Annotated in this window: 13 protein-coding genes and 2 tRNA genes; all 15 read right to left on the bottom strand. The window is 29.3% G+C overall.

What is annotated here, in order from left to right:
- Positions 1-63 precede the first annotated feature (63 nt).
- The 15 genes from CD034_RS09070 to CD034_RS09000 all read right to left on the bottom strand — a co-directional run bounded on the left by CD034_RS09070 (position 64) and on the right by CD034_RS09000 (position 10,873).
- Positions 64-137 (bottom strand) — tRNA-Gly (locus tag CD034_RS09070).
- Positions 138-161: 24 nt separating this feature from the next.
- Positions 162-247: transfer RNA gene (locus CD034_RS09065), tRNA-Leu, on the bottom strand.
- Positions 248-518: 271 nt separating this feature from the next.
- Complete coding sequence (locus CD034_RS09060) at positions 519-971, bottom strand: SprT family protein (protein WP_019835624.1); 453 nt, start codon at positions 969-971, stop codon at positions 519-521.
- Positions 964-3,111, bottom strand: a complete 2,148-nt coding sequence (locus tag CD034_RS09055) for a Tex family protein (RefSeq protein ID WP_064207383.1) — start codon at positions 3,109-3,111, stop codon at positions 964-966. Before CD034_RS09055 ends, CD034_RS09060 begins: the two co-directional genes overlap by 8 nt.
- A 126-nt stretch (positions 3,112-3,237) precedes the next feature.
- Positions 3,238-4,008, bottom strand: a complete 771-nt coding sequence (gene sigB, locus CD034_RS09050; RefSeq protein ID WP_002455074.1) for an RNA polymerase sigma factor SigB — start codon at positions 4,006-4,008, stop codon at positions 3,238-3,240.
- Entirely contained in the window at positions 3,983-4,435 is a 453-nt protein-coding gene (rsbW, locus tag CD034_RS09045; protein WP_049335593.1) for an anti-sigma B factor RsbW, read from the bottom strand. Before rsbW ends, sigB begins: the two co-directional genes overlap by 26 nt.
- A gap of 28 nt (positions 4,436-4,463) precedes the next feature.
- Complete coding sequence (locus CD034_RS09040) at positions 4,464-4,790, bottom strand: anti-sigma factor antagonist (protein ID WP_002448686.1); 327 nt, start codon at positions 4,788-4,790, stop codon at positions 4,464-4,466.
- Between the two features lie 85 nt (positions 4,791-4,875).
- Complete coding sequence (locus CD034_RS09035; protein ID WP_002448679.1) at positions 4,876-5,877, bottom strand: SpoIIE family protein phosphatase; 1,002 nt, start codon at positions 5,875-5,877, stop codon at positions 4,876-4,878.
- Between the two features lie 371 nt (positions 5,878-6,248).
- Positions 6,249-6,611 carry a type II toxin-antitoxin system PemK/MazF family toxin gene (locus CD034_RS09030; RefSeq protein ID WP_017174798.1) on the bottom strand — a complete coding sequence of 121 codons (363 nt, stop codon included), beginning with the start codon at positions 6,609-6,611 and terminating at the stop codon, positions 6,249-6,251.
- Positions 6,608-6,778 carry a type II toxin-antitoxin system antitoxin MazE gene (mazE, locus tag CD034_RS09025; protein WP_002448681.1) on the bottom strand — a complete coding sequence of 57 codons (171 nt, stop codon included), beginning with the start codon at positions 6,776-6,778 and terminating at the stop codon, positions 6,608-6,610. Before mazE ends, CD034_RS09030 begins: the two co-directional genes overlap by 4 nt.
- A gap of 85 nt (positions 6,779-6,863) precedes the next feature.
- Entirely contained in the window at positions 6,864-8,009 is a 1,146-nt protein-coding gene (gene alr, locus CD034_RS09020; protein WP_002448692.1) for an alanine racemase, read from the bottom strand.
- Positions 8,010-8,051: 42 nt separating this feature from the next.
- The gene (gene acpS, locus CD034_RS09015; protein ID WP_002448655.1) at positions 8,052-8,405 is read right to left on the bottom strand and encodes a holo-ACP synthase; all 354 of its coding nucleotides are present in this window, start codon (positions 8,403-8,405) and stop codon (positions 8,052-8,054) included.
- A 27-nt stretch (positions 8,406-8,432) separates the two neighbouring features.
- Positions 8,433-8,909: a PH domain-containing protein gene (locus CD034_RS09010; protein ID WP_065580927.1), complete on the bottom strand. Its 477-nt coding sequence runs from the start codon at positions 8,907-8,909 to the stop codon at positions 8,433-8,435.
- The gene (locus CD034_RS09005) at positions 8,902-10,404 is read right to left on the bottom strand and encodes a PH domain-containing protein (protein WP_037554377.1); all 1,503 of its coding nucleotides are present in this window, start codon (positions 10,402-10,404) and stop codon (positions 8,902-8,904) included. The genes CD034_RS09010 and CD034_RS09005 overlap by 8 nt, the downstream gene beginning before the upstream one ends.
- A complete protein-coding gene (locus CD034_RS09000) occupies positions 10,394-10,873 on the bottom strand; it encodes a PH domain-containing protein (protein WP_002448666.1) in 480 nt (159 codons plus the stop codon). The genes CD034_RS09005 and CD034_RS09000 overlap by 11 nt, the downstream gene beginning before the upstream one ends.
- Positions 10,874-11,069: the final 196 nt, after the last annotated feature.

Raw genomic sequence — 11,069 nt, 5'->3', positions numbered from 1 at the left:
CTTTATTGGAATTAACGTTGACATATTGTCATTCAGTTTTCAATGTTCATTTGAAATTTGTAATGGAGCGGGTGATGGGAATCGAACCCACAACATCAGCTTGGAAGGCTGAGGTTTTGCCATTAAACTACACCCGCAGTATATAATAATTGAAATTGATTTGGTGCGGCCGAGAGGACTTGAACCTCCACGGGATTTCTCCCACTAGGCCCTCAACCTAGCGCGTCTGCCATTCCGCCACGACCGCTGGCAAAACGCAATAATTTATTAATTATCGAGAACATTATTTATTGTAAATGATTTGTAATAAAAAGTCAATAAGTTTTTAATATTATTTTAAATAAATTTACTATTTTTTAATATTTACCTCATTCATTAATACAACGATATCTATAATACATACTTTTTTAACATAAGTCAATAGTTTTTATTAAAAAATTTAAAAACCTACAATATTGTAGGTTTTTAAAGGACATTGTTATATTAGTAATATCTTATTTGTTCATATTTAAATTTATTTATAAATACATCTTTAATTTCAATTTACTTCCACATTTACCACATCTCATTTTATCAATATTAACTTTTCTAATCCTTAGATACGTAGTCTTACATTTACAACATTGATATATATAATTTGCTCTTTCTTCATAGCTTTGAATCGGCTGACAAAATCTTGGAGCTTGAACTTTATTGCTTAACATTTTAAAGTCATGGTCCTTGTGTTGATAACCTTTTCCGGATAAATGTAAATGATAATGACATAGTTCATGCTTTATGATATTTATTAAAGCATCTTTTCCAAAACAAGAAAATTGCTTCGGATTAATCTCAATATGATGTGTAGATAATACATATCGTCCGCCTGTTGTTCGTAATCGAGAATTAAAATAAGCTTTATGTTTAAAAGGTTGGTTAAAATGATCAAGCGAAGTTGTTTCCACTAACTTTTGAAGCATTTTATTATTCATTAGGATTAATCATAGTCAATGATACTTTTTCTTTATTTTTATCAATATTTAAAATCCAAACATCAACTATATCTCCTACACTAATAATATCCATAGGATTTTTAACATATTTCTTTGATAATTTTGAAATGTGAACTAAACCATCTTGTTTAACACCTATATCTACAAATGCTCCAAAATCTACTACATTTCTAACTGTTCCACTTAACTTCATACCTTTAGACAAGTCTTCGATTGATAATATATCAGATTTTAACTGTGGAGTTTCGTAGCTATCACGAGGATCACGATTTGGCGTTTTAAGAGATTTTACAATATCTTCTAGTGTTGGTTTGCCTATTCCAATTTCATTTGATTTTTCTTCAATATTAATATCACTAAGTGTTTGTTTAAGTTTATCTGAACCTAAATCATCAATTGATAGCTGTAAACTTTCTAAAAACTGATATGTTGCTTGATAACTTTCTGGATGAATAGATGTATTATCTAATGGTTCTTTACCATTAACAATTCTTAAAAATCCGATACTTTGTTCAAACGTTTTACTACCTAAACGTTTTACTTTGCTTATTTCAGAATGATGCTTTATGGATCCATTTTCTTCACGATAATCAATTATATTTTGAGCAATGGTACTTGATAATCCCGAAACATATTGCAGTAAAGATTTTGAAGCGGTATTTACATCTACACCTACTTGGTTAACTGCAGTTTCTACGACAAATGTGAGCGCTTGTTCAAGTTCTTTTTGGTTTACATCATGTTGATACTGTCCTACTCCAATAGATTTAGGATCAATTTTTACTAATTCACTAAGTGGATCTTGCACACGTCTACCAATAGACACTGCACTTCGTTCTTCAACTTGAAACTCTGGAAATTCATTTCTTGCTATTTCAGAGGCAGAATATACAGAAGCCCCTGCTTCATTTACAATAATAAATTGAGCATTTATTTGATATTTTTTTATTACATTTGCTACAAATTGTTCTGTTTCACGACTTGCTGTACCATTACCAATTGCAATTAATTCAACATTATTTTCAGTTATCATTCTAACTAATTCTTTTTCTGCCAATTCTATTTTAGATTTTGGAGGATGAGGATATATAACACTTTTAGCAATAAATGTTCCAAAAGGATTGATAACAGCTAATTTGCATCCAGTTCTAAATGCTGGATCGATACCTAAAATTTGTTTACCTTTCATAGGAGGCTGTAATAATAAATGTTTTAAATTTTCACTAAACACTTCTATAGCGTGATGCTCTGCTTTTTCAGTTAAATCATTTCGAATTTCTCTTTCAATTGAAGGCATGATTAAACGTTTTAAACTGTCTTTAACTGCAGACTCAATATATTCAACTAGTTGATGAGCTTTTTTTACTTCTTGCGATTGTATAAATGTTTCTATTGAAGTAGTATCAAATTCAATTTTAATTGACAATACTTTTTCTTTTTCTCCACGATTCATTGCTAAAATTCGGTGATTAGCTATTCTTTTTATAGGCTCAGAATAATCATAATACATACTAAATATCTCTTTTTCATCATTTGCTTGTTTTTTCTTTGTTGTCACAATCTTTCCTTGATAATAAACGTCTTTAAGTAAACGTTGTCGATACTTAGGATTATCCGAAATACGTTCAGCAATAATATCTTGAGCACCTTGAATTGCCTCATCAACTGTTTTAACTTCTTCACTTAAATATTTTCTAGCTTCTTCATGTACATTCATACTTTGTCCTTCTATTAAAAAGTGAGCTAATGGTGCTAATCCTTTTCGTTTTGCTTCAGTTGCTCTAGTTTTCTTTTTTTGTTTAAAAGGACGATATAAATCTTCTACACGTTGTAATTTTGTTTGCTGAAGAATGTCTTGCTTTAATTCATTAGTAAGTAAACCTTGTTGTTCAATATTATGTATAACTTCTTCTTTACGTTTTTGAAGATGCGCTACATATTGATATTCATCAGATATTTGTTTAATTTGAACTTCATCTAAACCACCAGTTGCTTCTTTTCGATATCTTGCAATAAAAGGTACTGTGTTATTTTCCTCTAATAGATTTAATACAGCTATGACTTGTTTTTCTAAAAATTGATATTTTTTTACAATATCATTAATTAATGTCTTTTCCATGTTATAACCACTCTTTGTATATAAATTCTATTTAATTTTAACATATCTTTATTTTTACAATACATTTTCTAACAATAAAAGGAGCGACATAGAATTCAATATGAACTCATTGGTCGCTCCTCAATTTCATTGCCTAGCAGCTTGTTGTAATTTTCTTATTGCAGTTCGTTGTAATCTAGATACATGCATTTGACTAAGTCCAATACGTTCACCAGTTTCCTTTTGACTTAATCCTTCAATGAAAGTACATTGAATAATTTCTCTTTCTCTATCAGATAAGATTGGTAAAATACGTTCAAGAATCATTCGTTTTTCAGTAAGGTCGTAATTATCATCTTGTTGACCCATAATATCTAACAATGTAACTGTAGAACCATCCTTATCTGCTTCAATTGAATGATCTACACTAAGTGCGTTATAGCTTTGACCCATTTCCATGGCTTCTAACACTTCTTCTTCATTTACTTCTAAACGGTTCGCAATTTCTAAAATTGAAGGAGAACGTCCGAGTTCATTCGTAAGTTCATCGCCCACTTTTTTTATTCTTGGACCAATTTCTTTAATTCTTCTAGGAACATGAACGCTCCATGTCTTATCTCGTAAATATCTTTTAATCTCACCAATAACAGTTGGCACTAAGAATGCTTCAAATTTGCGATCGAAAGATATATCAAATCTGTTAATAGCACCTATTAAACCAACCATACCCACTTGAACTAAATCTTCATGATGTGATTGTCCTTTTGAATACTTATATGCTAATGATTCAATTAGTTTGCGATAATGTTTAACTAATTTATCTTGCGCATGAGGATTTATATTGTCTTGGTGTTCTTTAATCCATTGGTTAATTTGTTCAGGTGATATCTCATTAACTGATTTCGACTCTTTCGTCATTATTTGGCACCTGCTCTTTTTTTATATACTTAATCATACTAATTGTTACACCAGACTCTTTTGAAACTTTTACTTCATCCATTAATGATTCAATCAAAAATAGACCTAGTCCACCTTCACGTAAGAAGTCGATATTTTCGTTTTCTTGGTAAGGCCCTAATTTTGATTTTGTAGATTCGTAGTCAAAACTTTCACCTTGATCTGAAATAATAATCTTAATTTTGTCATCAAATAATTCAAAACAAATATTAATCATACCATTTTGTTCACTATGTTTATATGCATGTTTGACAGCATTAGTAACCGCTTCACTTACTGCAATTTTTGAATCTTCAATGTCATCGTATGAAGCACCTGCTCTTGTAAATACCCCTGATAAAGTAAGGCGAATTAAACTTACATATTCTGCTGAGGCAGGTAACTTCATTTCAATATAATCATTTTTGAGTGACAAATTACTCTACCTCCGTTCCTTCATTAACGTGCATTAAATCTTTTAAACCCGTAATATCAAATAATCTACTAATTCTATCTGTGACACCTAAAATATATAATTCTTTATCATTTTGATTTAGAGCCTTTAATGTTCCTACAAATAAGCCTAAACCCGTTGAATCCATATAACTTACATTTGCTAAGTTCACGTGAATGTCATGATTTCCTTCTTGGCGCATAGGCACAAGTACTTCTTCTAACTCAGGTACTGTATATACGTCTAACTCTCCACCAACAATAACTTCATAATAATCATCATGGGTTATCGTTTCTATATTAAGATTCATTTACTTACACTCCTAATCTTTTTCGATATGTATACTATAGCAACTATACCCATTATTATTATAATATAATCAAAAAATTAAATAATTAATTCACTCTTTTTATTATTAAAATTGTCATGTCATCTCTTTTTTGCGTATTTTGTATTTTTAAAATGGCTTCATATAAGATTTGAACAATATCTTGGGGATGCATATGCTTATATTTTCTAATTAAATTAAGAACAGTATCTTTTGCAATAAACTCCCCTTTTTTATTTCTAGCTTCTGTTACACCATCAGTAAAAATAATAATTAAATCATCTAAATATATTGGAATTTCTTGTTGACTATATCGCGTATGTTGACTTACACCAAGTACTCTTCCTCGAACTTCAATTTCTTCAAATGTTTCAGTTTCAGCTCTATAAATGTATCCTGGTTCATGACCTGCTGAACTACAATATAATAAATGATTCATTTCTTCATATAGTCCATAAAACATCGTGACGAACATATTTTGATTAACATTTTTTTCTACCACACGATTGAGTCGTTTTAAACCATCACTTGGTAATTGTGAATGACCATATGAATCCATTCCAAATTTAATCATACTCATTGCTAATGCTGCTGGAATACCTTTCCCTATAACATCTGCTACAGCAAAACTCATCGTACCATCTCTATGATCAATTAAATTAAAATAGTCCCCGCTTACTTTTTGAGCAGCTACTGAAATAACACCTATTTGTATACTATCAAACTGTGGAATATCTGTTTTTAACATCGTTTGTTGAAGTCTAGAGGCTAAGTCAATTTCTTTATCGTGGAATTGCATTTTATCAACTAAATTTTGATAATCTCTATAGCTATATCCAAAGCCTTTTACTACTTCTTCTAATACATCTAATGTATCTAAGATTTGAGATGTTTTTAAATTTAAAGAAGCAATATACGTTTTATGTAAATCAACAACATCCTCTGGTAGAATATCCTTTTTGATTACTTCTTCAGTGAATTCATCGCACTTCTTTAAAAATTGTTCTTTATTTTTAGTAACCAAACTCTCATCTATAAGTTGCTTATAGTTTTTTTTAAATTCTTCCACGAATTTTGCCTCCTTACTTCATAGCTGATTAAAACATGTTTAAATATTGTCTGACGCAATACAACATTTTAAATTTATTCATTAATGCCAAATGTATATTATTCTAAAATAACTCTTCTACTTAAAAAGGGAGCAAGACAGTATTCATTTTGTGAATATGCTGTCTTACCCCCGCAAGGTTAATTGAAATTGAAAACTTGAGTTAAATATTTTCAATTCAGTTAACTACTGCGACATCTCTAAATAGTCATAAACTTACTCAATAGTATCATTGAATTCCACCGAATTTAGTCAAATTAAAACTTTTCAAAAGTACAATTGATTTATTTTAAAAGTTTATTTCATATTTTTTGGATTATACATATAAAATACTAATTTTTTTGAGGACGAACATCGTGTAAACCTAAACTGATATCCAATGCATCGTCAACTTCTTTCATTTTATCTTCTGATAAATATGTAAGTTTCTCTTTCAACCTTTTTTTATCCAATGTTCGTATTTGTTCTAAAAGAATGACTGAATCTTTATCTAAACGATATTTTTTCTTTTCTATTTCTACATGTGTTGGTATTTTCGCTTTATTAATCCTGCCAGTAATCGCAGCAACGATTACTGTAGGACTATATTTATTACCAGTATCATTTTGAATGATAACTACAGGTCTTACTCCCCCTTGTTCAGACCCTTGAACTGGTGATAAATCAGCTAAATATACATCGCCTCTTCTAATCATTCACTTTTATAATTAGATGTAAGATAAGATTCGTTACAATCACAAGCTTCACATTCTAATGGAAATGCTTCAGTTGCTAGGGAGAGGTTTAAATCGGCCATTTGGACATAGCCTTCTTTTAGTGATTGTTCAAGACTATGGCTTCTATTCTGATTAAAAGTTAACATACTATGAACCTCCAATTGATACAAACAAGACATTATAAACTTTAATTTAGTTTTATAATAACAAATTTTGTAACAAGTGACTATACTAATTTAATAATTCATTTGTAACTTCAAATTTTTTATTTAAATAATATATTCTTGGAAGTCTGCGTCCTAAATTACATAAAACTTCATAATTAATTGTATTTTGTTTTATAGCTAATGCCTCTACTGCTTGTGAAGAATTTAAATTGTTATCTATTAAAATAACCTCATCTCCTTCTTTCACATCATCTGGTACACTAATAATCATTTGATCCATGCATACTCTTCCAATGATTTCACATTGATGTTGATTGACATTTACGGCGAATCCTTGCATAGCTCTTAAGAAACCATCTGCATATCCAATTGGTAAAACCGCTATTTTCATTTTTTCAGTTGCAGTGAATGTACTTCCATAACTTACAGAGTCTCCGGGATTTAAATATTTAGTTTGGACAACTTGAGTCATTAATTTAGCACTTGGTTTTAATTGAACATCAACTTCATTTCTAACATACTCAGAAGGATAATAACCATATAGTGAAATTCCAAGTCTTAACGCATTGCATAATTTACAATTTGCTAATAAAGCGCCTGCTGAGTTTTGAGCATGTATATATTTTGGTCGCTCTGCTTTTGTTACCAACTCTTCAAAAAATGCATATTGCTGTTTCATTGAATCACCAGGTTCATCTGCATTGGCAAAGTGAGTAAAGACGCCGTCAAAAATAAGAGTTGGATGTTCTTTAATAAGATTAATGACTAACTGATACTCTTCAAGCGTTTTAATCCCTAGTCTTCCCATTCCTGTATCTAATTTCACATGAAGATATACATGATCTGAGTTATCTTCTATATAATGAATCGCTCGTTCTAACCAAAACTGTGAAGGTACAGTTAAAGTAATGTCATATTGAATCGCTTTATTTATATCTTTCGGTGATATCGCACCTAAAACTAATAATTTAGCATTTATATTATGTAAGCGTAATTCAATGGCTTCATCTAAAGTAGCAACTGCAAAAAATTGAGCCCCATTATTTTCTAAAATCTCTGCTATTTTTACACTTCCTAATCCATATCCATTCGCTTTAATTACAGGAATCACTAACTTATCACTTTGAAGTGTTTTAAAAATATTATAATTGTATAGAATGGCATCAAGATCTACATTTAAATATGTCGGTCTATAAGCAACATCTGACATATGAAGTCCTCCTTATTTAAACTTATAAAAAATTGATATGGTTTATTTTTCTAATATTACTTCACTCATTGCGTAATGTTGTGTATGCGTAATCGAGACATGAACAATAAAACCAGGATATTCGATGCAAGGTTTCCCCTTTTCATCGTTATAACAATCAATATCATTAAATGCTACCGTTTTTCCTAACCCTGTTCCTAATGCTTTACTAAATGCTTCTTTAGTTGCAAATCGTCCTGCTAAAAATTCTAATTTTCTTTTATCATTTTTAAAAGAGTGAAATTTTTGCTGTTCTTGATCTGTTAGTATTCTATGTATTAATTTATCACTTTGTTTAATATACACGTCTTTTATTCGGTCAATTTCAATTAAATCAATACCAATACCATGTATCATATCTACACCTCACTTAATTATCCTTTATTATTCATATAGTTCGTGTTTTCTATTTTGAATCATTTGTTTTAAATAAATCGCTTCTTTTTTTGCAATTAGTTCTATATTGCATTCTCCACCTGCAGTAGATAAATGAAGATGTGCTAACTTATATTTTCTCATTATGAATCCTTCTATGACCTCTATATTTTGTATTCTATAAAACGGTATAATATTTGTTTCAACAGTTATGATACCGTTTTTAATATGAATCTCGTTTTCATCATAGTAATAACTGAAATAATGATATCTCAGAAGCGGAATAACAATAATAAATAGTATGATATAAAGCAATATAATTACTACAGAAACAATGATATTAATTGAAAGTTTTGATATATGAGTAAAATAAACATCTATCATATTGAGTAGAAATAAAAAAGCAGTAATAATTATAAGGCCTATCAATGATGTGATTCTCATCACCTTTAGACCACTTGTATTCATAAAACTATGTTCACTCAATCTTAGACCCTCCTAAATAGGTCTCAATATTTAATTGAACCTGTTTTTCAGAAGCATATTTCAGCTTAATATCTTCATTTACCGCACCCTTAGCTATAATAAAATGTAAATGTGCTAAATGGCTCTTTTCTAACAATGGATTTTGATTAACATTCATACCAATAATTTTATTCTTTTTAAAATAATAAGAATTAATATGCATCATACTTACTTGACGAAGTGCAATTTCATTTTTTCTATTGCATAATCCAGAAGCAGATATATACACATACGCATAAATTGCCATAAAGATAATAATAATTATGGCTATCATATAACTCCATACACTCCAATAGTAAGCACCTATAGTTGCACCAAGAATTAATATGATACTAGGTATAAAAAAATGTCGATGATATCCTCGTTTTGGTACATTTTCAGTGATAGCGTTAAATTGCATTTCAGGAATTAATTTTCTAATAATAGAATATGCCTCTTTTTTATTAATAAATGGAAGAATCATAATTTTTCCGTTTTCACTTACATCTTCATTAGATTTAACTTCTAAATCACTTGTAATAATAAAGTATATAGAGGTATATCCAAATAACTTTCTAATAAATGACTGTTTTTCTACAACTGCTTGTAATCGTTCAATAGGCACTGTGATATTTTTTACATTTAGTAATCCATAAGTAATTTTTAACTCATTATCACGTTGTGTGATTGTATAGTTATAATAACGTAGAACAACAATTAGAGTACCTATAACATAACAAAATATAAGTACAGTCAATATAATAATAGTCACTAAAAACGTAACTGACTGTATCCATTGAAAAAGACGAGACGTCCATTTTTCCCACGGGATAACATCTTCAAACGCACCTATAATGGGGGAAATAGTGGCGAATGCTACCCCTATCACGCCACTTGTCAATGCCATGAAAATCAACAGTTTATTAGACATTTTAAATATTACTTCATTATTACTACTATCTTCAGATATTAATTCTTGTTCGCTATTATTAGGCTTATTATCAGGCTCTATTTCTTGACTGTCTAACTGAAGTTGTCTTTTTTTAATTGTACGTTCAATCAATTCACTTTGTTGTTTCGAAATCGTTTCAAGTTCAATACCATCACTCGGCGTTTTAATTTGTAATCGTACGCCACCTACTAATTGATTAAGCAGTCCTTGTGTGGTATCTAAGGATTGAATTCGATTCAAATTTAATTCTTTGCGTTTTTTATTTAACCATCCAGATGTGACTATAAATTGATCATTTTCTATCCAATAACGCGTTAGACGTACTTTTTGAAATTGATTAATCATAGAAAAAAGAATAATCAATAAAAAGATACCTGGTCCAATATAATGTCTAATATTTGTAAAATCAAAATTCCATATATTAAATCCAATAAACACGATAATAACAAAAATGTTTTGCTTTATAACATCTATTAGACCTGTGAAATAAGAAATCGGATGTAATTTTTGAGGTTTAAATATCATCATTACTACCTCGCATTTGTGATAAGATATGTAATATTAATCGTTCTGCTTCTTTATTAGAAACAAAAGGTGTTGTGAGTTCATGACCTGCAGTCACAACAATGACTCTCTTAAGATTAAACTTTTTCAATAACGGATTTGTTTTAACCTTTAAAAGTTGTAACCTTTCAATTTTTGTTGTTTTATAGCTTTTAAAAATAAAAGTATTTAAAATTTCTATGTTATTATTTTCTATATTATAAAATCTATAAGAGTATCTATTGATGGGTTGTAGAATAAAACGAATAAAAGAACAAATAGTTAATACAAGTAGAATATAAAAAATAAAATGGGGCCAGTGAAATGCTTTCCAACAATACAACCCACCACCTAAAATAATGAGCTCTATTAGTAATGTGACTCCACTTACCAACCAATGATATAAAAATGCGGATTTAGGACTTTTATGAAAAGAGTGATGTAATTGCACAATAAACTCCTTAACAATTTTTTTATATTATATCATACTATTTTTTTAAAATAATATGATAGATGTTAATGAAAAAACAAAACTGAATACTATCTATTTAAATACGATCAACTATCCTCTTTTTCTTTAAAACATTATTAGTACAATCATTTATAAATTTAATAGGTAAAACTTATAATCAAAAAGAGCTTGAGAC

Source organism: Staphylococcus hominis subsp. hominis (assembly GCF_002901845.1).
In the GTDB taxonomy this organism is placed as follows: domain Bacteria; phylum Bacillota; class Bacilli; order Staphylococcales; family Staphylococcaceae; genus Staphylococcus; species Staphylococcus hominis.
This window is presented reverse-complemented; position numbering and strand designations above follow the sequence as displayed.

Coding starts and splice junctions, on each gene's coding strand:
- alr (WP_002448692.1), bottom strand. CDS start 8,009: ATGTCAGATGTTGCTTATAGACCGACATATTTAAATGTAGATCTTGAT.
- rsbW (WP_049335593.1), bottom strand. CDS start 4,435: ATGAAGTTACCTGCCTCAGCAGAATATGTAAGTTTAATTCGCCTTACT.
- acpS (WP_002448655.1), bottom strand. CDS start 8,405: ATGATACATGGTATTGGTATTGATTTAATTGAAATTGACCGAATAAAA.
- CD034_RS09030 (WP_017174798.1), bottom strand. CDS start 6,611: ATGATTAGAAGAGGCGATGTATATTTAGCTGATTTATCACCAGTTCAA.
- CD034_RS09005 (WP_037554377.1), bottom strand. CDS start 10,404: ATGATATTTAAACCTCAAAAATTACATCCGATTTCTTATTTCACAGGT.
- CD034_RS09040 (WP_002448686.1), bottom strand. CDS start 4,790: ATGAATCTTAATATAGAAACGATAACCCATGATGATTATTATGAAGTT.
- mazE (WP_002448681.1), bottom strand. CDS start 6,778: ATGTTAACTTTTAATCAGAATAGAAGCCATAGTCTTGAACAATCACTA.
- sigB (WP_002455074.1), bottom strand. CDS start 4,008: ATGACGAAAGAGTCGAAATCAGTTAATGAGATATCACCTGAACAAATT.
- CD034_RS09060 (WP_019835624.1), bottom strand. CDS start 971: ATGAATAATAAAATGCTTCAAAAGTTAGTGGAAACAACTTCGCTTGAT.
- CD034_RS09055 (WP_064207383.1), bottom strand. CDS start 3,111: ATGGAAAAGACATTAATTAATGATATTGTAAAAAAATATCAATTTTTA.